We start from the raw sequence: 21900 nt of genomic DNA, 5'->3' as shown, positions 1-21900 counted from the left end.
GAGGTGGATCCTGCTCAGAGCGTGGCCGTCCCCTGCCCCCTGGCTGTGCCTCGGCGCCGTCCTGCTGCTGGGCGCATGCTCGCGTCCCGAGACACCGCCACCGGCTCCCGTGCGGGTGCCAGGTGCGCACGCGGATGCGGACAGCCCTCGCGTCGTCGGGACGGCGCTCGTCCAGGATGAGGCGTCGCGGCAGGTCCTCTTGCAACGCTACCCCCGGCGGGAGCCGGACCCGGACCTGGCGGCCCGACTGGCGGTCCTCCTTACGGACTCCGGCCAGCGCCTGCGCTGGAGCGCCGCTCCCGTGGAGGACCTGTCCTGTGACAACGGCGACGTCCGCTTCCGGATCCAGGTGCGCATCCCGCCACCGTGCGCTGAGCGCTCCTGCCCCGTGCTCGTGTTCTATTCGTCAGCCTGTCCCCGGCCGGGCTACCACTGGCGGCCGGAGTTCTTCCTTCGCGAAGGCTTCATCTACGCGGAGCCCGCGGTGCGAGGCACGCGCTGCTGGGAGGCCTGGGCCCGCGCGGACGACGGCGAGCGCCGCATGTCGGCCGCCACGGACCTGGAGGCGAGCAGCCGCTGCCTGCGGGCCCGATTCATCCGGGACGGGGTGACACCCCGGTTGGGCATCCTCGGCTGGAGCTACGGGGGCGCGCAGGCCTTGATGGGCATGACGCGCTTCGCGGGCAGCTACGACGCGGGCTTCGCGCTGGCCGCCAAGACGGACCTGGGCTCCTTCCTCCTCCAGGCGCCTCCGGAGCTGCGCCGTGCCCGGGCTGACGAGTACGGCGATCCTGCGACGGACGCGGACCGCTTGCGCGCCATCTCGCCCATCACCTACGTGGACCGGGTCCAGGGCCCCATCGCCCTCATGCTGGGCGCTCGCGACCCGAAGGTGTCGCTGTCGGACGCGGACGTCTTCGTGCGGGCGCTCCAGGCGCGGGGCCAGGACGCGTCGCTGATGATCATCCCCGAGCACGCCCACCTCACGGAGCGTCCGGAGGAGGTCGTGTTCGAGCACGCGCACATCCTCCAGTTCCTCACCGCGAAGCTCGGCCCGGCGGACACCGACGACCACGCCAGGTGAAGCAATTCCGTTCAGGGGGAGCCGCGCAGGAGCCCGATTTCTCGGCCTGGGCAATGATGCTCCCTGACAGGACCTACCCCGGGTGGCCTAGCCGCCGTCGGAGCTGCGGCGGCGCCAGCGGATGACGCCGTCCCAGTCCGTGGGCGGCGGCGTTTGGATGTAGCCCTGGCAGCGCTGGACGTAGACGAGGGCCACCGCGTCGCCGTGCTCCACCGAGCAGCGGCGGAACAGCTCCTGGGCCACCAGGAAGTCGCGCGCGTAGTAGGCGGTGAGGGCCTTCTCGTACAGGGCCATGCCGGCCTGCTTCTCCGGGGAGAACTCGCCCTTGCGTCCCAGCAGCTCGTGCACGCGCACGGGCTGCTCGCGGTTGCGCACGAGCACCCGGTCCACCTCGCGGAAAACGTACGCGTCGCTGGCGAGCTGCGCGGTGGCTTCTCCCACCAGCACCTGGGTGCCGTACTGCTTGTTGGCGCCCTCCAGCCGGCCGGCCATGCCCACCGCGTCGCCCATGACGGTGTAGTGGGACTTGAGCTCGCTGCCCATGTCGCCCACCAGCAGGTCGCCCGTGTCGATGCCGGCGCGCACCCACAGCCGGTGGCCGAACTGCTTCTCCCAGATGGGCTGGCGCTGCGCGAGCACGGCCTGGAGCTTGAGCGCCGCTTCACAGGCCAGGTGCGCGTGGCGGTCCGTGCGCACGGGCGCGCCCCAGAAGGCCATCACCGAGTCGCCGATGTACTTGTCCACCTGCCCCGCCGTGGCGCGCACCACGGAGGTCATCTCCGTGAGGAAGGTGTTGAGCAGGGGCACCAGTTGTTCGGGCGGGAGGACTTCCGACAGGCGGGTGAAGCCCTCGATGTCGCAGAGGTACACCGTCATCTTGCGGCGCTCCGGCCGCATCAGGCTCACGTCGCGCGCGACGAGCCGCGCCACGTCCGGGCTCACGTAGCGGCCCAGCGCGCTGTGCACGAAGTCGCGCACGTCCTGTTCGGTGCGGAAGGCGTAGACGGTCGTCACCAGGAACGCGAGCCCCATGGACACCAGCGGGCCCGCCACGGCGATCCACAGCCGCTCGTTGACGAAGAACCAGCCGGCCGCGCCGACGTACCCCGCGCCCGCGGCCAGCACCACGCTGACGAAGAGGATGGCCCCCCACACCGAGCGCAGCAGCCAACTGAACGACAGCGCCAGGAAGGCGCCAATGAACGCGAGCCCCATGGTGGCCAGCATGTCAACGCGAGATGGCGCGCGGACGATGCCATCCGACGCGAGGATGTTCGCGAGCGCCTGGCCCAGGATGGCGCCATTGGCGATGCCGGGACCGATGGGCGTCACCCGCCGCTCCGGTGCGTAGCTGCTGGTGTTGGTGAGGATGACGGCGCGGCCGTCCAGGTCGTGGTCGAACCGGGCGGGGCGCTCCGCCTGCGTGTCGAAGAGGTTCAGCAGCACGTTCCACGCGCGGATGGAGCGGGCCAGCGGTCCCCGGGCGCCCCGGGTGGCGGACGGAGCTTCCCAGCGCAGGAGGCTGTAGCCGGACGCGTCCATGGGCACGGAGTACTTGTCCCCGATGTGGAGGCGCCCGTCCGCGTAGCGCAGCTTCTGCGTGCCCGCGAGGCGCATGGCGGCGGCCAGCGGCAGGGAGGGCAGCACGTAGCGCTCGCCGCCGCGCGGGCTGTACGCGACGAGGTGGGGCACGCCGCGCACCACGCCGTCGGGATCCGCGGGCAGCGTGGTGGCGCCGTAGCCGCTGGAGGTGCCCAGCAGCGGCGTCACCGGGTGCTGGAGCTGGCGCACCTCCAGGAGCTTCTCCGGATCCAACCCCGCCACCTGCACGGAGGCCAGGGCGAGGAACAGGTCCGACGACGCCACGCGGAAGGCGTCGTCCGCGGCGCGGCGCTCCTGGATGGACGCGGAGGCGGAGCCCAGTTGTTCGCCCAGGCTGCGGCCTTCGCCCTCGTCGGCGACGCCGGCCCAGACCTCAAGGCCCTTGCCAGCGGGGATGAGGAAGGCGGGACGCTGGAGCGCGAGCACGGCTTGGGCACGCGCCCGGGCCTCGGTGGGGCCGGGGTAGCTGCCCAGACGGACGCGATAGGGCCACAGGCGGCCGGTGGGCGGCAGGCTGCGCGTGCCCTCGGCGCCCCAGCGGAAGGCGAGCACGGAGTGGCCGGGGTCCTGGTCCAGGAGGGCCCGGAGCGCGTCGTCGTCCTGGGACAGGGCGCCCCGGCCGGTGCGCATGGGGGTGACGCAGGCGCGCGGGCTGAGCTCCGGGTAGGCGAAGTCCAGCATCACCACGGAGGCGCCCTCCTCCACCAGCCGGTGCACCATGCCGCCCATCACCTGGCGCGGCCATGGGTACGCGGCGATGTCGGCGCGAGGACCCTGCTGGGCCTCGGCCAGGGTGTCATCGTCGATGGAGACGAGCACCACGCGGTCGGAGCGCTCGGAGCGTTCGCCCAGTTGGCGGATGCGCCAGTCGAAGAAGACGCGCTCGCCGCCGTCGATCCACCCGGACAGCAGGTCCACGATGCCCGACGGCGACAGCAGGGGCGCGGGCGTGTCGTCCGGGCGCACGGGGCGCGAGACGCGCTGGGACACGAGCAGGCCCAGCAGGCAGCCGAACACGGCCGCCTGCACGAGCGAGAAGCCGAGTCGGTGGAGGAAGCGGCGACCGGAGGAGTGGATGCGGAGGCGTTGCACGGGCGGTGCACAGGATAGCGCGTTGGGGCCGAGCGCCTATGGGGCATACGCGCGGTATGGTTGGCCGCCGCATGTCCTCGTCCGAGCCTCGTCCGAAAGAGCCGCCCATGAAACGCCTGCTGCTGTCCGCCGCCGCCGCCGTGTCCCTGCTGTCCCCCCTCGCTTGCGATCTGGAGAAGACGGGCAACCAGCTCTCCGCGGACCACGTGATGGTGGGCACGCTGCTGGCCACGCCGCAGGTGGACGTGTCCGCCACGGCGATGGCGGGCTACGACGCGGGGACCTTCGGGGACGCGGGCGTGGACGTGGTGTCCTTCCCCGCGCAGACGGCGGCCTTCATGTTCTTCGGGACGAAGTCAGGGGCCAACTCGCAGCCCGAGGGCGTCAGCGGGGCCACCGTGGTGCTCCAGCCCGTGGGCACGACGACGCCCGTCACGCTCAACAGCCAGGGGGGCGGCAGCTACGGCGTGACGGGCGATTCCACCGACGCGCTGACGTACGCGTCGGGGGCCACGTATGCGTTCACGGCGACCAAGGACAACGTGAAGTACGTGGGGCAGGTGGAGGACTCGCCCCCGAAGGAGGCCATCACGGCGCTGCACCCGGCGGAGGGCTTCGTGCGGCTCAACGCGAACACGGCGTTCGGCTTCGACCGCCCGGCGCCCCCGCCGAACACGGACCGCACGCTGGGCTTCGTCACGGTGGTGCCGTTGAGCGCCAACGGCGAGAAGGGCACGGCCACGTACTCCAACGTGCCCACGTCGCCGGTGGAGTTCCTCCAGTTGGCGGCGGTGCCGGCCACCTTCCGGGAGGCGCGCGTGACGATTCCCGGCACCGCGTTCCCGAACCCCAAGCAGACGTATCTGGTCATCTTCCAGGCCGTGCGCATGGGCGGCGCGGAGTCCGACAACCTCTTCCTCGGCAGCGTGCTGCTGGCGGGCACCGCGGAAGTGGGCATCGTCCGGACGAACTGAAGCGCCGCTACCCCGCTTCGATGTCCAGGCCGATGCGCCCCTCCAGCTTGAGGCGCAGCAGGTGGCCCGCGAAACGCTCCGCCTCCTCGCGGGTGAGGATGCTGCGGAAGTCCGGGCCGTCCGCGATTTCGACCTCCATCACGGCGCCGCGCTGGAGGAGGCGGAAGAAGTCCTCCCCTCCTCCGGGACGCGGCACCCGCAGCGGCACGAAGCCCTTGAGGGGCAGGACCTCCGTGCTGGCGTCGATGACGCTCAGCAGCCCCCGGGCATCCGGGCGCACGCCGTCCTCAAGGACGGACTCCTCCGGGTAGAGCGGCGCGGGTGCGAGCGCCAGGTCCTCGGTGGAGTCATCGAAGAGGAAGCCGTAGCGCGAGGGGGCGCGCTCGGTGAGCAGGTAACAGAGCAGGACGGATTCATCCGGCTGCACGCGCGCGACGTGGAGGATGGAGCGCTCCGCCCCCACGCGGCGCAGGAGCAGCGTGAGGTGGGGCTGGAGGCTCCCCAACGAGCGGCGGACCCGGTCCAACAGCGTGGCGCGCACTTCGGTGAAGGCGGCCTGGTAGCGGGCCTCGCTCTCCGCTTCGCGCTGGAGGACGGCGTCGCGCGCCTTCGCGAGCTTGGACTCCGCGTCGCGCAGGAAGTCGTTGGCGGCGCCCTGCGGCTGGAGGCCCGGGCCGGCGTTGCCACCGGAGTCCATGCCGGCCGCGCGCACCGCGCCCAGCAGGAAGGTGCCCTGCTGCGCGAGCCGCGCCTGTTCTTCCTTGAAGTGGACCACCGCCGCCGCGTGGTCGCGCTTCAACTCCGCCCAGGCGTCGTACGTGGACTCCAGCGTTTCCAGCGCGCGCAGCTGGCCCAGCGCGGACTCCGGACCGGAGGTCATCCCGCTCCACGGCGTCTCCGTGTTCCGGGCGGGCAGCATCGCGGGATCCACGGCGGGAACATCCACGGGCGTGTCATGTCGCAGCGGACGGTTCACACGGCCTGACGCGACCTGGGAGTCCTCCGTCCCGGACAGCGGCCCCTGCTTCGTCCGTCGATTCTTCGCCGCGCTCACGGTGCGTGCTCCTGACAGGACATGACCGGGAATCTCAGGCCATTGAAACACGAAAGCCCCTCCCCGCTCGCGGGAAGAGGCTTCGCGCTGAACTTCACAGCCGACCGGGAATCAGGTCGTCCGCGAACCCGGCGGCACCGTGGAGCCCGCGCCCTGCTGGGTCTCCGTGCCGCGCGCGCTGTTGATGGCGCCCGCGAGCTTGTCCTGGCCACCCTGCAGCTTGGTGCGCAGGTCGCCGCGCAGCTGCGTGCCCGGCTTGTCCGCCAGCAGCAGGCCCACGCCCACGCCCACCAGCAGGCCGGCGGCGAAGATGCCCAGCGCGGGCAGCGTCGTCTCCGCGGTGGTGCGGCGGGTCTCCAGACCCACGAGGTCCAACAGGTCGTCGCGGTCCAGCTTCTTCAAGTCCTTCAGGCTCAGCATGTCCGACTCCGGGGGAGGAGACTTCAGTGGAAAAGCGAAAGCGTGTGACGCGAGGAAGAGAGCCTAGACGCTGCCCGACGGCGGCGGGCCTCGGCCCGTCTGATAGCCCTGGAAGGCCGACTCGGCCATCCCGACCAGTTCGTCCTTCACGAAGGGCAGCGCGGCCAGCCGCACGCCCAGCTTCAGGATGCGCGCCGTCAGCGGCGTGAAGAGCCCTCCGCCCAGCACGTAGCCCACGCCCGCGGCGATGGCCAGGGTGCCGTAGGGGTTGCGCTCCACGCGCCCCTTCAGGTCCAGCGTCTGCCCCAGGTCCGCCACCGCGCTGCGCGCGTTGTCGATGAACTGCTGCGCGTCCGAACCCAGCTGATCCACGCGCTGGCCGAAGCCCGCGTCGTCAGCGTGTTCCGCCGCGCTGCCATTGCCCGTCGTGCCCGAATACGTCGTCATGGTCGTGCTCCCTTCCTGCGTGCGTCCCGGAGGACGATCAGCGCGAGGCGATCCGGCCCACGAGGAAACCCACCGCGATGGCACCCAGCAGGCACGTGCCGGGGTTCGCCCGGATGAAGCCCACCACCTGACGGTTCAGGTCCACCAGGTTCTGCCGCGCCTCATCCACCTGGGGCATCACCTGGTCCTGAAGCTGCCGAGCCCGGTCCGACATCTGCTGCGGATTGATTTCCATGAAAGCCCTCTGCTGTGCGTTCGTTCTCGATGCGTCCAGAAGAATGTGTTCATCACGGCCCGCGCGCGCTTGCCGCTAGCGCCGCGAACCCACCACGTAGCCCACGAGGAAGGCCGTCCCCACGCACGCGTAGGGATGACGCCGCACCCACTGGCGCCAGTCGGTGGCCACCGCCACCTCCTCGCGCAGCGCGCTCACCGACGTGGCCAGCTCTGCCCGGGTGCGCTCGATTTCCTCGCGAAGCGCCGCGCTCGTGCGCGGCAGCTGTCCATTGCTAGCGGCCATCCCGCGACTCCTTGAAGACCTTGTCCGTCGTGTCCTTGAGCGTGTTCACCCCGGGCGTCGCCGCGTCCCGCGGACGTGCCGTGGTGAGCGCCGCCATGCTGCGCGACAGCTCGCTCGCGCTGTCATCCATCATCTGCCGGGACTTCATGCGGTTCACCGCGCGGAAGATGCCGAAGCAGCCTCCGACCAGGTTCACGCCGCCCACCAGCGCCAGCGCTCCCGCCCACCCCAACCAGGTGGCCAGGAAGGCTGAAAGCGCGCCGCAGACGAACGCGTAGCCCACGAGGAGGAAGGGCACGAACACGGCGATGCTCGCCACGTCCAGGCCCACCGCCTTCGCGTCCTCCGCGATCTCCAGCCGCGCCAACTGCAGGTGCTGCGTCACCAGCCGACTGAAGCCGTCCGCCATGCGCCCGACGAGCGCGGCCACGCCGCGCTCCGTCTGTTCACTGCCCACGTGCATGCGCTCTCCGGCCGACGCTCACTCCTGTGCGCGTGGGCGCCAACCTAGGCACCCCTCCCCGCCGCGACAACCACATCCCGGCGAAACTGTCCGGCGTTCGCAAGCGTCGGCCACTCAACGCGAGAAACCTCCGGACCCCCGTCAGCCTAGCCGATCACACCGGGGCGGCGCTGGCCCTAGCCGATGAGTTGCACCGGCGGCGCCGTGGGCGGCTGCACGGCGATGGGCGCCTCGAAGCGCATGACGAGCGGCAGGTGGTCGGACGCCACCCGGCTGAGCGGCGTGCGGTGCGGCGTCACCGACACCGGCCTCACCCCTGAATCCACGTAGATGCGATCCAACCGGAACAGCGGCAGCCGCGTGGGGTACGTCCGCGCGGCGGCCCCCAGTTCGAACGCGGCGTCATGGATGGCCTCGCGCACCAGCGACGACACCGGCCCGTTGCCCCACGAATTGAAGTCCCCGCACACCACCATCGGGTCCTTGCGCGCCGCGTCCCGGAGCAGGTCCGCGGACAGGAGCAGCGCTTCCTGCCGCCGCCGTTCGCTCACCGACAGGCCCAGGTGGAGGCAGAAGACATGGAGCTGTTTTCCGTCGCCCAGGTCCAGGTCGCACCGGAGCGCCCCCCGGGGCTCGCGCCCCGTCACGCTGAGGTCGTAGTTCTTCGACTTGAGCACCGGCAGCCGGCTGAGGATGGCGTTGCCGTAGCGGCGCCCGTTGCGGACCACGTTGGGCCCGAAGGCCATGTGCAGGCCCAGCATCTCCGCCAGGTGTTCGGGCTGGTCCTCCCGGGACGTCTTGCCCCGGAAGTCCCCCACCTCCTGAAGCGCGATGATGTCCGCGTTCACCTCACGCAGCACCGCGCCCACGCGGGACAGGTCGAAGTGCCCATCCACGCCGATGCCGCTGTGGATGTTGTACGAGACGAGTGTCAGCTCCACGCGTCGCTCACCCTCCCCTTCCGGTTCAGGCCGGGATGATCCGGCGGGCCGCCAGTCGCACCGCTTCCAGAGGCAGCGTCGCCAGGCGTTGCACCGCCGACGCCACGTCGCCCACGCCGGCCTGGATGGCCTTGAGCTGCCGGCGCGCCTCGTCGATGAGGTCCGTCAGCTGGCCCTGCGAAGGCAGCTGCTCCTTCGTGGTCGGCAGGGCCCCGATGGGCGCCGTCGTCCCGATGATGGGCGCGGAGACCGACTTGCGCTTCTTGGTGTTCCCACCCGAGCGCGCCGGCTGCGCGTGGGAGAACTTGGCGTCGGCGTCCGGCCGGGCCAGTTCCTCCAGCTCGAGCTCCATCTTGCGCGCCATGAGGATCTCCTCCGTCTGGGCGTGGCTCTTGCCGTAATGGATGCCCTGCGTGTCGTCCACCGTCACGCGAGCGGAGCGGGACAGCTGCTCCTTGTCCTGCTGACGGAGGCCACGCTTCTGCGGAGGCACGGACTGGGGGACCTTGAAGTGGTCGAAGCTGTAGGAGCGAGGCATGCGCGCTCTCCCTTTCGAAATCGATGCGCTGCGTTGATGGGATGAAGCTAGGGAGCCCACCGTCGTCCGTAACGGCTTGACACCTCGGATCCGAGACGGCTGCCTGCCGCTCGTCCGGCCGAGAACACAGATTCGCCTCCCAGGGCACGCAAGTACCGACAATGGCACGCATTCTTCGCCCGCCTCCGGGGCGTCCAGCCGGGCGTCGACCAGCAGACCTCCAGGCAGGCCCTTCATGTCCGCGAGGCAGTCAACCAACACCTCCAACGCCGGTCCGGGAAGGTTCCGCGCGCGCGTGGTGTAAAGAACGGCCCATGCCCGCCCGGAATCATTCCGCGTCCCGACTCCTCGTCCTCACCCTGCTCGCCTCCGGGCCTTCGGCGCTCGCCGCCGCGTCGCCTGCCTCTTCTCCCGCCGGGGTGACGGGGACCGTGACGGGCGCCGCGCCCACGCCCTCCCCCGCGGGCACCCGCGCTCCGGGCGCGCCCACGCCGGGCGCCGTCGTCCAGGGGGAGCTGGCGCCCCTGCTGGTGAAGTCTGGCACCGCCCCCGTGCTGGACAGGCCCCTGCTGTCGCTCCAGCCGGCCAGCGCGAAGCCGGGCGACCCGGTGCTGGTGACGGTGCGCGGCGCGGCCGGGCTTCCCACCGGGACGCTCGGGGGCCGGGCGCTGCGCTTCTTCGCGTGGCGCGAAGGCTACCTCGCCCTCACCAGCCTCCCGGTGGAGCTGCCCCCCGGCACCCAGGCGCTGGACGTGATGGCCCCCGGCAAGGGCCTGCCGGTGGCGCTGTCCGGCATGTTGGAGGTGAAGGATCCGAGCTACCGCGAGCGCGAACTGCGCGTGGCCAACAAGTACGTGTCTCCGCCCAAGGCGGTGAAGGCGCGCATGGCCGCGGACCGCAAGGCGTTCGCCGAGGCGTTCGCGCAGCCCTTCCAGGTACCGCTGTTCGGACAGAACTTCGCGTGGCCGCGCCAGGACGAGGTGACGGCGCCCTTCGGCGACCGCCGCTCGTTCAACGGCAAGCTGCAGAGCCAGCACTTCGGCGTGGACCTGGACGGCGACGTGGGCGCGCCGGTGGTCGCCGCCAACGACGGCACGGTGGTGATGGCGCGCGACAACTACGCCTCCGGCAACACCGTGCTCGTGCACCACGGCGCCGGGCTCTTCACCGCGTACTTCCACCTGTCGCGCATCGACGTGAAGAACGGCGCGGTGGTGAAGCAGGGCGACGGGCTGGGACTCGTGGGCAGCACCGGCCGCGTCACCGGGCCCCACCTCCATTGGGGTGTGAAGGCGGATGACCGGTGGGTGGATGGCCAGACGCTGCTCAAGCTGGACTTCCTCGGCGTGCCGGAGACGCCGGGCGTCGCGGTCAGCTCACCCGAACTGGCGAATCCCTAGCGCCCCCTGCGCGCGGGCGCTACCGGTCCTTCCACTGCGGAGGCCGCTTCTCCAGGAAGGCCGTCACGCCCTCCGCCGCGTCGTCCGCGAGCACGTTCAGCGACAACTGTGACGACAGGAGCTCCAGCGCGGCCGGCAACGTCATGTCCTCCGCGGTGAAGAAGGCACGCCGTCCCAGGGCGAGCACCGCCTGACTCTTGCCCGCGAGCTTCGTCGCGAGCGCGGCCACCGTGGCATCCAGCTCCGCGACCGGCACCACGCGGTTGAGCAACCCCAGCGCCAGCGCGTCGCGCGCGGGCAGCCGGTCCCCGGTGAGCACCAACTCCAGCGCGCGCTTGCGGCCCAGGTGCCGCTGCAGGAGCGCCATCATCATCATGGGGAAGAGCCCCACGTCGATTTCGGGCGTGCCCAGGTCCGCGCCCTCCACGGCGACGGCCAGGTCGCACGCGAGCACCAGGCCCAGCCCGCCCGCCAGCGCATGGCCGTTGACGCGGGCGACGGTGGGCTTGCGCACCTCCTGGAAGCGCGTGAGCAGTCGCCCGTAGGAGCGACGCCCTTCGTGGGTGGCCAGGAAGCCGCCGTCTCCGGTCATCGCCCCCAGGTCCCCACCCGCGCAGAACACCTTCTCCCCTGCGCCGGTGAGGACAAGCACGCGCACGGCAGGGTCGGCGTCCGCGCGATCGAGCGCGGCGAGCAGGCCGTCAATCACCCTCGGCGACAGCGCGTTGCGCGCCCTCGGCCGGTCGATGGTCAGGTGCGCTTGGGGGCCTTGGACTTCGTACCGGACTTCTCCCGCTTCCATGTGGACTCCTCCGGAGGGGCCTCGGGCTTCGGCTCCTCGGCCTTCGAAAGCTCGCTCCGGGAGGGCTCGGTCCGGGGAGGCTCGCCCTGGGGCTTCTCCACGCCGGGGACGAGGACACCGTGGAGGAACGAGTCGGCGATCTGCGCCTTGGCCCGCTCCAGCATCACCGTGTCGCGCGCGTCCGCGAGGCCCACGACGAAGGCCGTGAGCCCCATCTCGATGGAGCCGAACAGGAGCGCGGAGGCGAGCAGCGGATCCACGTCCGGGCGCAGCTCCCCGGACTCCTTCGCGCGGGTGAACATCTGCGCGCTCAGGCGGATGACGTCCACGAAGGCCGTCTGCCGGTTGATGCGGGCCCCCGCCGGGCTGCGGGCAATCTCAAGGATGAGGACCTTCACCGCGCGCGGATCCACCCGGTAGGCCTCGAAGGCCACGTCCGCGATGCGGCGCACCTTGTCCGCCAGCGGGCCTTCGCTCTCCGCGACCAGCCGCGCACGGGAGATGAAGCCGCTCCAGCCCGTCTCGAAGACGGTCTCGAGCAGCTCGTCCTTGTTCTTGAAGTAGTGGTAGACGAGCCCGTACGCGACGCCCGCCTCCTTGGCGACGTCCGCGATGCGGCAGCCGTGGTAGCCCTTGCGGGCGAACACGTCGATGGCGGCACGCAGGATGGTCCGGCGACGCTCGCTCTCCCGCGTCCCGCCCTCCGGTGCCGACTTCTGCTGGCCCACGCGTCCTCCCATGACTGGTTGATTCGAAAATCAGCCAGTCACGCTACGGACGCGGGGCCCCGGGGTCAATCGTTACGTGGGGCCTTCCGCCACGCCGAGGGGGAGGCGGGCGGAAGGCGCTGGAAGGCAACAGCCTGCCTGGAAGGCGTCAGGCGGCCGAGCCGTTGAACATCACCCGGGCCACGCCCAGGAGGCGGTCCACGTCGCGGGCATTGAGGCCCCGGGCGCGGGCGAAGTCCGACAACGGACGCAACAGGTCCTCCGTTTGGGCGGGCGTCTGCTCCGTGCCCGTGAAGAGTTCACCAAGGCTGACGCTGAGGGCGTTGGACAGCGCCGCGAGCGTTTCGACATGGGGGACACGCTCGCCACGCTCGATCATCGACAGGAAGGACACGCTGATCTGTGCCCGCTCAGCGAGCTCTTCCTGCGTCCATCGCTCCGGGCGCTGCGTGCGAAGCTCGCGAATGCGCTGGCCAATTCTTTTTCCGAGATCCGACACGAAAGACTTCTCCTGGGGGGGGATGTTTCGAGGTGGGTGCAACCCTCGCGTACGGCGGGTGATTCCTACCCCCCTGAACCAAAGGATCCGAATCCAGCGACGCTGAAATTCACGCCGGCGAATTCCGGCGACTGGTTGCGCCGCAGGATGACCACCCCCTCGATGCGCCAGCAGTCACAGGCGGGTCCGTAGGACACGCCAAAGGTCTGCTGAGCAAGGGGCTGACTTTCCTGGGAAACCGGATCCTTATAGAGGGGCTGCACAAGTGCTTCGTATCGCAACCCGAGCCCGAATCCGAGTTTGATTCGCGTACCGGCAGTGAGTGCCTGTGCCCGTTCGGTCGGAGAGGGGTCGACCTGGTCGGTTTGAGACGGCAGGGGGCGGGGTGCGTCTCCCACCAGCATGTCGATGCCCCGGCGCACGAAATCCGGGCCCTGCGCGAGCGGATCCAACCCACGGTCAATTGACAACTGCCTCACCGCGAGCAGGTCGTCGTAGCGCCCATAGAGCGCGTTGCCCTTGCCGTTGTCGATGGAGAAGTCGGCGCCCAACTGGGTGATGTTCCCCGTCGTGGGGTCCATGCGCACGACCGCGCCCGCGTTGAGGACACCGGCGCTGGCGGACAGGCGCGCGAAGGTGTCTCGCAGCACGCCGCCCTGCACCGTGTCCCGTCCGGCGACGGGAGCGTGGCGGGACAGGTCAAAGCCCTGACCGATGCGCAGGCGCAGGGGTTCGCGGGTGGTGGGGCCCTTGCGCACGCGCAACGACTGTTCGACAGCCACCACCGCATGGAGGAAGCCGCGCACGCGACCGTCGGACTGGAGCGGCACCGCGGCGTCCACTTCGTCGTAGATGAGGGGCACGGTGCCAGAGCCCTCCGCGCGCGCGGCGGTGAGGCCGTGGCCCCAGCCTCCGGGCACGTAGCGCAGCGTCACCGACGGGGAGACCGTGTGGCGGTAGAGCGTGTCCTTGTCCGTGAAGGTGCGGGCCAGCTGGGAGTCCAGCACCAGGTCCGCCATGGGATAGCCGCGCTGGAAGGTGCGGCCGGAGACCTCGCCCACGGCGACGTCCTGGCGCACCGACAGCGCGGGCGTCAGCCGCGCCCAGGGCCCCAGCCCGTAGGACGTGGACAGGCGCGGCAGCAACGTCACGCGGTCGCGGCCCTCGCGCTCGGTGGCGTCGAAGCGGCCGTTGCCCTCCAGGTCGTCCACGGGGAGGAGGAAGGAGTTGATGTTCAGCGGCGCGGAGGCCGGGCGCCAGCGGCGATACGGCGAGAAGAGCGCGTCCCGGCCGTCGTCCGCGAAGGCGCTGCGCAGGGGCGAAAGGCGGCTGTACTCCACCTGCACCCCGCCCATCACGCGTCCGCCGAACAGGGGGCGCTCGGGCAGGGCCAGGGTGAGGCCCGGCAGGCGCTGGAACGTCGTGGGGCCGTGCGGATCCACGGCGACGTTGTCCATGGTGGCCACGGCGGGGAGGGTGTTCGGCTGGAAGAAGCGGAACGGGTAGCGCAGGTCCTGGCGCAGCGACACGTCCAGGCCCAGGTAGCGGTCGTCCTTGCGCTGGTACACGACGGCCGAGCTGCGCAGGTAGTTGTTGTTCTGCACCAGCAGGTCGGCGGTGAGGTCGCGCGTGTAGAAGCCGTCCGACACGATGTACGCGTCCACCCGGTCGCGCCAGCCATCGCCCAGGTCCTGCGTGTGCTGCCAGGAGGCCTCACCGCGAAGCCCGCGCTTCTCGTCGACGTACTGCTGGGACAGGAGGACCGGCGACTCCCCGCTGTAATCGTAGGGCCGGATGAGCGTGCCGGTGATGGGATCCAACCGGGGCCGCAGGTCGTAGAGGAAGCCCACCGTGGCCCGGCCCCGCGTCCGCTCGCTGGGGACGTAACGAAACTCGGTGAGCAATCGCGGCCCCTTCACGCCGTTGGGCCGCGGCTCGCGAACGGTCACCTCTCCCACGGTATTGTCGATGTCGCCGCTGCCCGTGTAATAGCCGGGCGTGAAGGTCATGTCGTAGCTCTCCCCCAGCGTGAGGAAGACGGGCACCTCCAGCGCGAAGCCGTTGAGGCCGGAGTTGGACGGGCGGGGAATCAGCAGGCCGGAGCGGCGCTCGGCCAGGGGCAGGTACAGCCACGGCAGCGCGAACACCGGCACCGAGCGCACGTACACCACGGGCCAGGTGAGGATGGCCCGCTCGCCCATGACGACGCTGGCCTCCTTGGCCTCCACGCGCCAACTGGGCTCCCCCGGGCCGCACTGGCACGGGGTGAAGGCCAGGCCATCCACGGAGAAGGACGCCTCCCCGGTGCGGCGGATGCGCGTGCCGCTCAACAGGACGGGCGTCTCCCCCAGCTTGCGCAGCTCGTCCGGCGTCTTCGCGGCCTGGAGGGCTTCGGGGGTGACGCCCTTCTTCTGCATGAAGAGGCCGCCCTTCACGTTGGCCTCGTTGGAGCGCAGGTCCACACGCACGTCGTCCGCGATGGCGGCCATCATGCCGCTGACGAACATCACGTTGCCGGTGGCGGTGGCCACCTGGGTGGCCTCGCTGTAGGTCACCTCGTCCGCGCGCAGGACGTTGGGGCCGCTTCTCAGCTCGCAGTGGCCCCGCGCGGTGAGGATGTCCGACTCGTAGACGACGTAGTCGGCCGCCAGCTCCACCACCTCGCCGGTGGGCAGTTCCACCTGGGTGGCCAGCGGAATCTGGGCCGACACCAGGAGCGTCAATGCGACCGGAACGAGGAAGGTCATTCAGGGGGGGGTGGCAAGGGGCGCCGTTCCGGCAACGGCGCCCGCCCCGTCCTAGCGGCCCGGACGCGGGAAGTCGAGGGTGATGAGCCCGCCGTCCTGGCGTGTCTGGTAGCGAACCCCCTGTTTCAGCTGGATGACGACGCGCACGGACTGGCCCGGCCCCGGGTTCGCCTCCACGCGCGACACCGCCGACGGGAAGAAGTGCGTGTCCAGGGGCAGCGTGTTGTTGGACTCCACCACGCGCGTGTTCTCCAGCTCCAGCACCACCTGGTTGCCCGACTCGCTCACCGTGTAGCGGACCGGCTCGTTGGTGCGCACGAACACGCGGGAGCTGTCCGGCTGCTGCTGGAAGCCCACCAGCGTCATCGTCTTGCGGCGCGACGACGTCTGTCCCCCGCCGCTCTCCCGCGCCGCGCTGCCCTGGCTCGCCGGCCGCGAGGGCGTCTCGCGGGACGCCACCGTCCGCTGCTGGCGGCTCGCTCGGGCCTCCTCGGCCCTCTGACGCTTCTGCTCGGCGGCGGCGGCGATGGCCTGCTGCTGCTCGTCGCGGCGGGCCTGGGCGGCGGCGCGCTTCTCCTCGGCGGCGGCCTGGCCAGCGGCACGCTTCTCCTCGGCGGCGGCCTGCGCGGCGGCGCGCTTCTCCTCGGCCAGGCTCTTCGCGGAGGCGCGCTTCTCTTCCGCCGAGCTCTTCGCGGAGGCCTGGGCCTGGGCCTGCTGCTGGCGCTGGGCCTCGGCGGCGGCCTGCTCGGTGGCGCGGCGGTCGTCCTCCGCGCGCTTCGTGGCCACGCGGGCGTCCTCTTCCTGGCGCTTGCGCTCGGCGATGGCGGCGGCCTCGGAGGCGCGGCGCTCCTCGTCCTGGCGCTGCGACGCGAGGCGGGCCTCTTCCTGCTTCTTGCGTTCGGCGTCCGCGTCCGCCTTGGCGCGAGCGGCGGCGTCAGCGGCGGCCTTCTCCTGGGCCTCCCGGTCCGCCCGGGCGGCGGCGGCGGCGGCCTTCGCGGCTTTCTCCTGCGCGTCGCGGTCCGAAGCGGCGGCGCGGGCCGCGTCCTGGGCATTGGCTCCCGTGGGGGTGTTGGTCGCGGAGGCGACCTCCGCCGTGCCCTGCGGCTGCGCGGGCGTGTTCGCGGCGACGGCCGCACCGCCCCCGCCCAACACCTTCACCACCAGCTTGTTGCCGGAGGACTGGATGTCGGTCTCCACCTCGCGCTCGTAGCCGATGAGGATGCGCGCGATGGAGGCGGACTCGGTGCCGTACGTGGCGGTGCGGATGCCGGTGACGGTGCCGTTGCCCACCGGCTGCTCTTCGTCCACGCCCTGGAAGACGGCGCCGGACACGTCCAGCACCAGCCGCGGCGGATCCGTCATGGTGAAGCTGTTGAAGTCCGGCTTCTTGCTGCCGGTGATCTCCACCGTCCCACCATTCACGGTGATGCTGGTGATGGTGTTGAGGTCCGCAGCCGGCTGCTGCGCCAGCGCCACCAGGGGCACGAGCATCCATCCGAGCAGCGACACCGCCAAGGCCTTCATCGACCACTCCCGTTGCCGTACGACAGAGGCGCGCGAAATTAGCACGCAGCCGGGAGGCTCCAACTTTTCAGGCCGGTGGGAACGTCCGCGCTTCAACGCAAGCGCGGCAGCGTGGGCGAGCGCGTGCGGTGCGTGCGTGTGTATTCAATGAGATTCTTGATGTCGTAGCAGATCTGCCGGATGTCGTGCCCCATCGTCAGCTCGACGTGGCTGTTGCCCTTCACCGGCCGCCACAGCAGGTACTCGCTCTTCGCCGCGCGATACACGCTGCGGGTGGACTCCACGGACGCCAGCGGGTCCATGTCCCCGAAGATGATGGCCATGGGGATTTCAATCTTCCCGAAGCCGCGCTTGAAGTCGTAGTCCGTGCGGTAGCAGACCATCTCGCCCCGGCGGATCCACCGGGCGAACTGTTCAATCACCTTGCGCGGCTCGCGCTCGCCGCCCTCGCGCAAGAGCCACCGGATGTCGTCGCGGCTGACGCGTTCGGTGTTGATGAGCCGGTTCAGCTTGCGCGTGAAACGCTGATACAGCTTCGAATCATCCGCCTGCGCAATCTGTCGTTCCACGAACTTCAGCACGATGTCCACCGGCACTGCGTTGAACACGAGCGACTTCGGCGTGTCCGGCGCCAGGCGCTTCTGGAGCGCCGGGCTGAAGGCCCCTGCCCCCTTCGACAGGAGCGAGCGTCCGAACGAACTCGCGCGGCGATTCAGGTTCACGCCGCCCAGCGCCATGTCCACCGCGCTCGCCAGGAGCGGCGAGCCGTGCGCCAGCATGCGCAGCAGCATGAACCCGCGCCCCAGGTCCGCGGGGGCGCCAATGGTGATGAGCCCCTCGAAGTCGTCGTGGATGCCGGCGTAGCCGTAGCCCAGCATGCCGCCCATGGAGTGGCCGCAGTAGAAGACGCGCTCGCGGCGGGTGATGCGCTTCACGCCGGAGACGGCCGCGGGCAGGTCGTAGAGGAAGTAGCTGTCCAGGTCCCAGCCGTAGTCCAGGTCCGTGGGAAGCGGGCGCTTGAAGCGCTCGGCGCGCTCCTTCTGGAAGGCGATGGAGCTCTTGCCGTGCCCGCGCAGCTCCAGGATGTGGATGTCCACGCCGAAGAAGAGCAGGTTCTTGACGAACTGGCCGCTGGTCCACGTGTGCCGGTTCTGGGAGAAGCCGTGCACGAGCAGCAGCGGCTCACCGAACAGCGGCTGCGCGAACGCCTGTTTCACCGGCCGGTAGCGCGTGATGACGAGCGACCATCCGTCCGCCGTCTCCACCACGTAGTTCGTCTTTGAGTACAGCGCCCGGAAGTCGACTTCATCGACGGTGGGCATCGGAGGGCCGGGTAGGGCCGATCTCCAGTCCGGCAGGCGCATGTCTCAAAGTTACTGCCGCTGCTGCATTGCGCCAAGGTTTCACGCGAGCAATCGCTTCACGGCGCCCACCAGAAACAATGAACCTGTACAAAGGACCCATCCTTCCGGGCTGCCGTCAGCATCGACCCGGGCACCCGCGAGGGCATCCTCCAGGGAGGCATGGGCGACGACCCGTGAACACAAGACCCGCGCTTCGTCGGTGTATCGCTCCGGTGCGAGCGAGCGCGGCGTGTCCAGCGGCGTGAGGTGGACGGAGGTCGCCAGGGGAAACAGGGCCCGCATCATCGGTCCCCGGTCCTTGTCCGCCACCACCCCGAACACCAGGTGCAGGGGGCGCCCCGCGTAGAGGGCCTCCAAGGCCTCCAGCAGCACCGCCACCCCCGCCGGGTTGTGGGCACCATCCACCACCACGGACGGATGCGTGGTCACCTCCTCCAGGCGCCCGGGCCAGCGCGCCGTGGCCAACCCCACGCGGGCGGCCTCCGGCGTCACGGCCACGCCCCGCGCGTGGAGGGCTTCCAGACAGGCCAGGGCCACCGCCGCGTTCTGTCGCTGGTAGGGCCCGCGCAGGGCGAGCGTCAGGTCACCCAGCGACCAGACGAGCCCCCGGTATGCCAGCCCGCCGTCGTCGCGGACCTCCAGCCCGAAGTCACGGCCCTCCACCTGGACGGGAACGCCCAGCTGCTCCGCCCGGCGCAGGAGCGCGTCCATCGCCTCCGGGTCCTGCCTGGAGAGCACCACCGGCACGCCGGGCTTGAAGATGCCCGCCTTCTCCCCGGCGATCTCCCGGAGCGTGTGGCCCAGGTACTCCATGTGGTCGAAGGACACCGGGGTGACGCAGGTGACGACGGGGTTCGCGGCGCTGGTGGCGTCAAGCCGTCCGCCCAGGCCCGTCTCCAGGACGGCCACGTCCACGCGCTCCCGCGAGAAGTGCCAGAGGGCGACCACGGTGCCGAACTCGAAGTACGTCATCGGGTCCGTCCGCGCGGAGGGGTAGCGCTCCAGCACCTCCAGGATGCGCTGCCCGAAGACGTCGTCCGGGATGTCCTCGCCCGCCACGCGGATGCGCTCGTTGACGCGGACGAGGTGCGGCGACGTGTAGAGGCCCACCCGGTGGCCGGCGGCTTCGAGCGCGCGCGCCACGAAGGCGCAGGTGCTGCCCTTGCCGTTGGTGCCGGCGACGTGCAGCGCCGGGTAGTCGCGCTCCGGATGGTCCAGCGCCGCGAGCGCGTCCTTCACCCGCTCCAGGCCCAGCTTGATGCCGGAGGGGTTGAGCGCCTGGAAGAAGCGCAGGGCCTCCTCGGGAGTGCTGGGCGCGTCCATGGCGTTCGGAGAAACCGCCCTACCCCAGCAGGCCGAAGAGCTGGCCCAGCTTCGCGCGCAGCTCCTTGCGGTGGATGATGGCGTCGATCATCCCGTGGTCCAGCAGGAACTCCGAGCGCTGGAAGCCCTCCGGGAGCTTCTGGCGGATGGTCTGCTCGATGACGCGCGGGCCCGCGAAGCCGATGAGGGCGTGCGGCTCCGCGAGGATGACGTCGCCCAGCCAGGAGAAGGACGCGGCCACGCCGCCCGTGGTGGGGTTGAGCATCACCGACACGTACGGCTTGCCGCTGTTGCGGAAGCGCGCGATGGCCGCGGACGTCTTCGCCATCTGCATCAGGGAGAAGATGCCCTCCTGCATGCGCGCGCCGCCGGACGCGGAGAACACCAGCGCGGGGCACTTGAGCTCGTAGGCGCGCTCGAACACGCGCGTCACCTTCTCTCCCACCACCGAGCCCATGGAGCCGCCCATGAACTCGAAGAGGAAGCAGCCCACGGAGACCTGGTGGCCCTCGATGCGGCCCACGCCGGAGATGAACGCGTCGTTCTCATCCAGGTTCTTGCGCGTGGACTTCAGCCGGTCCTTGTACTTCTTGGTGTCGCTGAAGCCGAGCGGGTCCAACGGCTCCAGCTCCCTGTCGAACTCCTCGAAGGAGTCCGGATCCAGCGTGGCCGCCAGCCGCGAGCGCGCCGTCCAGGCGTGGTGGTGTTCGCAGTGCGGACACACCATCCAGTTCTTCTCCAGCTCCTGACGGTAGATGATCTCGTCGCAGCTCTCGCACTTGGCCCACAGGCCCTGCATGCGGGAGGGCTGGGGCTCGGCGACAGGCTCGGGGTCGACGGCGATGCGGGGCTTCTTGGAGAACCAGGCCATGAGGGCGCCAGGGGTTAGTCCGCCCGCCGACAGCCGTCAATACCTCCGTACGGCGCGCTGCGGCACGACCTAGAACTGGAAGGTCTCCCCCAGCTCCAGGACGTTCACCGGCAGTGGGGCCAGCTCCTTCTTGAGCTGGGGGATGAAGGCGGGCTTCAGGTGGTAGAGCATCACCTGGGCGCCGTTGCGGTCGAACTTGCGCAGCTCCGAGCCCACGGTGGCCGGCGTCAGGTGGCCGGAGATGTCCGCCAGGGCCTGGAGGCTGTTGGGGAAGCTGGCTTCCAAGAGCAGCGCCTTCAGGTTCTTCGTGGCGTTGAGCGCCTTCCACAGCTTGTCGGTGGGGCCGGTGTCGCCGCTCATCGCGAGGGAGGACTTCCCGTCGGAGATGATGAAGGCGCACGACTCCACCGGGTGGCTCACCGGCACGCTCCTCACGGTGTAGGGGCCCACCTGGAAGGTGCTGCCGGCGCGGAAGGTCTTGATGGCCAGGACGGGCTTCGCGCGCGTGGGGATGCGGGTGAAGTCAGGCCACAGGGCGTTGTTGAACATGTTCTCGCGCAGCGCCCTGGCGCACTCGCGGGAGGCATGGATGGTGACGGGCTTGTCGCGCCGGCCGATGACGAGGTCGGCGAGCAGCGGCAGGTCCTTCACGTGGTCGAAGTGGCTGTGGCCGACGAGGATGTCGTCGACCTTGCAGAGCTGCTCCAGCGACAGCGTCCCGGTGAGTGCTCCCGCGTCGAGCGCGAGCACGTCGTCCACGAGGAAGCAGGTGCTCCTGCACGTGGGAAGCTCGCCGCCGTGGCACCCGAGGACTTGCAGCTTCACGCTAGAGGTCTCCGAACTTCCACTTCATCTCGAGGTAGTTGAGGAAGTCATGCAGCCGGGCCGTGTCATACACGGTCAGTCTGTCACCGCTGCGCTCGATGAGACCCGCGCGCTCCATCCGGTCCAACATGCTGCGCACGGCGGGCTCGCCCACGCCGATCTGCCGGGGCATCTCCCGCACCGCGAAGTCGATCTCCACGCCCTCCTCCTGCTGCCGGCCCCGCGCCTGGCAGGCCTGGAGGATCTGATGGACCACGCGGCTGGCGGGGTCCCCGTGGAGCAGGTTTTCAATCTGGGCGTCCGCCTCCGACAGGCGTTCGGCCAGCTTCTTGATCATCCTGACGGCGATCTCCGCGTTGCCGCGGATCATCGCCTCGAAGGTTTTCGGATCGATGACGAGCAGCTTCGCGTCGTCATGGACGATGGCGGAGGCGTTCCGGGGCTTGTTGGAGATGATGGCCATCTCACCGAAGAATTCGCCCGGTCCCAGGACGGCCAGGACCTTCTCCACGTCGCGCACGCGCTTGGAGATGGCGATCTTCCCCGACTGGATGACGAACATCTCCTTGCCGATCTCTCCCTCACGGAAGAGCTCGGTGCCCTTGGGGAACTCCTTGCCAAATCTTTGAAAGAGGGTTTCCTCGGCGCCCATCTGGCCAGCGAGTCAATCAGCCCCCATCCC

The 21900-nt window shown here is 70.3% G+C and carries 22 protein-coding genes; 3 read left to right on the top strand and 19 right to left on the bottom strand.

Going from position 1 to position 21900, the window contains the following annotated elements; translation table 11 throughout:
- Nucleotides 1-115: 115 nt before the first annotated feature.
- A complete protein-coding gene (locus OV208_RS29640) occupies nt 116-1084 on the top strand; it encodes an alpha/beta hydrolase family protein (protein ID WP_267577265.1) in 969 nt (322 codons plus the stop codon).
- 87 nt (nt 1085-1171) lie between these two features.
- On the opposite strand, the gene OV208_RS29635 is transcribed toward OV208_RS29640, so the two are convergent.
- Nucleotides 1172-3778 (bottom strand): adenylate/guanylate cyclase domain-containing protein, encoded by a 2607-nt coding sequence (locus OV208_RS29635; protein ID WP_267577264.1) that lies wholly within the window; start codon nt 3776-3778, stop codon nt 1172-1174.
- A 107-nt stretch (nt 3779-3885) separates the two neighbouring features.
- On the opposite strand from OV208_RS29635, the gene OV208_RS29630 reads away from it, so the two are divergent.
- Nucleotides 3886-4752, top strand: coding sequence for a hypothetical protein (locus tag OV208_RS29630; protein WP_267577263.1), 867 nt, complete (start codon nt 3886-3888; stop codon nt 4750-4752).
- A 7-nt stretch (nt 4753-4759) separates the two neighbouring features.
- Here the strand turns inward: OV208_RS29630 and OV208_RS29625 are convergent, their stop codons facing one another.
- The 8 genes from OV208_RS29625 to OV208_RS29590 all read right to left on the bottom strand — a co-directional run bounded on the left by OV208_RS29625 (nt 4760) and on the right by OV208_RS29590 (nt 9135).
- The gene (locus OV208_RS29625; protein WP_267577437.1) at nt 4760-5671 is read right to left on the bottom strand and encodes a hypothetical protein; all 912 of its coding nucleotides are present in this window, start codon (nt 5669-5671) and stop codon (nt 4760-4762) included.
- 246 nt (nt 5672-5917) lie between these two features.
- Complete coding sequence (locus tag OV208_RS29620) at nt 5918-6226, bottom strand: YtxH domain-containing protein (RefSeq protein ID WP_120540345.1); 309 nt, start codon at nt 6224-6226, stop codon at nt 5918-5920.
- Nucleotides 6227-6289: 63 nt separating this feature from the next.
- A complete protein-coding gene (locus OV208_RS29615; protein ID WP_267577262.1) occupies nt 6290-6673 on the bottom strand; it encodes a hypothetical protein in 384 nt (127 codons plus the stop codon).
- A gap of 37 nt (nt 6674-6710) precedes the next feature.
- Nucleotides 6711-6908, bottom strand: coding sequence for a hypothetical protein (locus OV208_RS29610; protein WP_120532066.1), 198 nt, complete (start codon nt 6906-6908; stop codon nt 6711-6713).
- Nucleotides 6909-6983: 75 nt separating this feature from the next.
- Nucleotides 6984-7193 (bottom strand): DUF3618 domain-containing protein, encoded by a 210-nt coding sequence (locus tag OV208_RS29605; RefSeq protein WP_267577261.1) that lies wholly within the window; start codon nt 7191-7193, stop codon nt 6984-6986.
- Complete coding sequence (locus OV208_RS29600; protein ID WP_267577260.1) at nt 7183-7656, bottom strand: phage holin family protein; 474 nt, start codon at nt 7654-7656, stop codon at nt 7183-7185. Before OV208_RS29600 ends, OV208_RS29605 begins: the two co-directional genes overlap by 11 nt.
- Before the next feature lie 176 nt (nt 7657-7832).
- Nucleotides 7833-8597: an endonuclease/exonuclease/phosphatase family protein gene (locus tag OV208_RS29595; protein WP_267577259.1), complete on the bottom strand. Its 765-nt coding sequence runs from the start codon at nt 8595-8597 to the stop codon at nt 7833-7835.
- 25 nt (nt 8598-8622) lie between these two features.
- Nucleotides 8623-9135 (bottom strand): hypothetical protein, encoded by a 513-nt coding sequence (locus tag OV208_RS29590; RefSeq protein WP_267577258.1) that lies wholly within the window; start codon nt 9133-9135, stop codon nt 8623-8625.
- Nucleotides 9136-9449: 314 nt separating this feature from the next.
- Between OV208_RS29590 and OV208_RS29585 the strand changes: the two genes are divergently transcribed.
- Complete coding sequence (locus OV208_RS29585; protein ID WP_267577257.1) at nt 9450-10535, top strand: M23 family metallopeptidase; 1086 nt, start codon at nt 9450-9452, stop codon at nt 10533-10535.
- A gap of 19 nt (nt 10536-10554) precedes the next feature.
- Here the strand turns inward: OV208_RS29585 and OV208_RS29580 are convergent, their stop codons facing one another.
- The 10 genes from OV208_RS29580 to OV208_RS29535 all read right to left on the bottom strand — a co-directional run bounded on the left by OV208_RS29580 (nt 10555) and on the right by OV208_RS29535 (nt 21870).
- Nucleotides 10555-11337 carry an enoyl-CoA hydratase/isomerase family protein gene (locus OV208_RS29580; protein WP_267577256.1) on the bottom strand — a complete coding sequence of 261 codons (783 nt, stop codon included), beginning with the start codon at nt 11335-11337 and terminating at the stop codon, nt 10555-10557.
- On the bottom strand, nt 11286-12065 hold the full coding sequence (locus tag OV208_RS29575; RefSeq protein ID WP_267577255.1) for a TetR/AcrR family transcriptional regulator: 780 nt from the start codon (nt 12063-12065) through the stop codon (nt 11286-11288). The genes OV208_RS29580 and OV208_RS29575 overlap by 52 nt, the downstream gene beginning before the upstream one ends.
- Before the next feature lie 148 nt (nt 12066-12213).
- The gene (locus OV208_RS29570; protein WP_014398120.1) at nt 12214-12564 is read right to left on the bottom strand and encodes a helix-turn-helix domain-containing protein; all 351 of its coding nucleotides are present in this window, start codon (nt 12562-12564) and stop codon (nt 12214-12216) included.
- A 65-nt stretch (nt 12565-12629) separates the two neighbouring features.
- A complete protein-coding gene (locus OV208_RS29565) occupies nt 12630-15311 on the bottom strand; it encodes an LPS-assembly protein LptD (protein WP_267577254.1) in 2682 nt (893 codons plus the stop codon).
- 51 nt (nt 15312-15362) lie between these two features.
- A complete protein-coding gene (locus OV208_RS29560) occupies nt 15363-16835 on the bottom strand; it encodes an AMIN domain-containing protein (protein WP_267577253.1) in 1473 nt (490 codons plus the stop codon).
- Between the two features lie 92 nt (nt 16836-16927).
- Nucleotides 16928-18199, bottom strand: a complete 1272-nt coding sequence (locus OV208_RS29555) for an alpha/beta hydrolase (RefSeq protein WP_120540355.1) — start codon at nt 18197-18199, stop codon at nt 16928-16930.
- A 39-nt stretch (nt 18200-18238) separates the two neighbouring features.
- Complete coding sequence (locus OV208_RS29550; RefSeq protein WP_267577252.1) at nt 18239-19522, bottom strand: bifunctional folylpolyglutamate synthase/dihydrofolate synthase; 1284 nt, start codon at nt 19520-19522, stop codon at nt 18239-18241.
- Between the two features lie 19 nt (nt 19523-19541).
- On the bottom strand, nt 19542-20393 hold the full coding sequence (accD, locus tag OV208_RS29545; RefSeq protein WP_267577251.1) for an acetyl-CoA carboxylase, carboxyltransferase subunit beta: 852 nt from the start codon (nt 20391-20393) through the stop codon (nt 19542-19544).
- A gap of 69 nt (nt 20394-20462) precedes the next feature.
- Entirely contained in the window at nt 20463-21218 is a 756-nt protein-coding gene (locus tag OV208_RS29540; RefSeq protein ID WP_120540357.1) for an MBL fold metallo-hydrolase, read from the bottom strand.
- Nucleotide 21219: 1 nt separating this feature from the next.
- Nucleotides 21220-21870, bottom strand: coding sequence for a Crp/Fnr family transcriptional regulator (locus OV208_RS29535; protein WP_120532054.1), 651 nt, complete (start codon nt 21868-21870; stop codon nt 21220-21222).
- Nucleotides 21871-21900: the final 30 nt, after the last annotated feature.

The sequence above is a fragment of the Corallococcus sp. bb12-1 genome, from assembly GCF_026626765.1.
Lineage (GTDB): Bacteria > Myxococcota > Myxococcia > Myxococcales > Myxococcaceae > Corallococcus > Corallococcus terminator.
The sequence above is the reverse complement of the archived record's forward strand: the minus strand, read 5'-3'. Positions and strand labels throughout refer to the sequence as shown.

Bases quoted from the DNA above. Each gene is read 5' to 3' on its own strand.
- OV208_RS29630 (WP_267577263.1), top strand. From the start codon at position 3,886: ATGAAACGCCTGCTGCTGTCCGCCGCCGCCGCCGTGTCCCTGCTGTCC.
- OV208_RS29625 (WP_267577437.1), bottom strand. From the start codon at position 5,671: ATGCTGCCCGCCCGGAACACGGAGACGCCGTGGAGCGGGATGACCTCC.
- OV208_RS29620 (WP_120540345.1), bottom strand. From the start codon at position 6,226: ATGCTGAGCCTGAAGGACTTGAAGAAGCTGGACCGCGACGACCTGTTG.
- OV208_RS29615 (WP_267577262.1), bottom strand. From the start codon at position 6,673: ATGACGACGTATTCGGGCACGACGGGCAATGGCAGCGCGGCGGAACAC.
- OV208_RS29610 (WP_120532066.1), bottom strand. From the start codon at position 6,908: ATGGAAATCAATCCGCAGCAGATGTCGGACCGGGCTCGGCAGCTTCAG.
- OV208_RS29605 (WP_267577261.1), bottom strand. From the start codon at position 7,193: ATGGCCGCTAGCAATGGACAGCTGCCGCGCACGAGCGCGGCGCTTCGC.
- OV208_RS29600 (WP_267577260.1), bottom strand. From the start codon at position 7,656: ATGCACGTGGGCAGTGAACAGACGGAGCGCGGCGTGGCCGCGCTCGTC.
- OV208_RS29590 (WP_267577258.1), bottom strand. From the start codon at position 9,135: ATGCCTCGCTCCTACAGCTTCGACCACTTCAAGGTCCCCCAGTCCGTG.
- OV208_RS29585 (WP_267577257.1), top strand. From the start codon at position 9,450: ATGCCCGCCCGGAATCATTCCGCGTCCCGACTCCTCGTCCTCACCCTG.
- OV208_RS29580 (WP_267577256.1), bottom strand. From the start codon at position 11,337: ATGGAAGCGGGAGAAGTCCGGTACGAAGTCCAAGGCCCCCAAGCGCAC.
- OV208_RS29565 (WP_267577254.1), bottom strand. From the start codon at position 15,311: ATGACCTTCCTCGTTCCGGTCGCATTGACGCTCCTGGTGTCGGCCCAG.
- OV208_RS29560 (WP_267577253.1), bottom strand. From the start codon at position 16,835: ATGAAGGCCTTGGCGGTGTCGCTGCTCGGATGGATGCTCGTGCCCCTG.
- OV208_RS29555 (WP_120540355.1), bottom strand. From the start codon at position 18,199: ATGCGCCTGCCGGACTGGAGATCGGCCCTACCCGGCCCTCCGATGCCC.
- OV208_RS29550 (WP_267577252.1), bottom strand. From the start codon at position 19,522: ATGGACGCGCCCAGCACTCCCGAGGAGGCCCTGCGCTTCTTCCAGGCG.
- accD (WP_267577251.1), bottom strand. From the start codon at position 20,393: ATGGCCTGGTTCTCCAAGAAGCCCCGCATCGCCGTCGACCCCGAGCCT.
- OV208_RS29535 (WP_120532054.1), bottom strand. From the start codon at position 21,870: ATGGGCGCCGAGGAAACCCTCTTTCAAAGATTTGGCAAGGAGTTCCCC.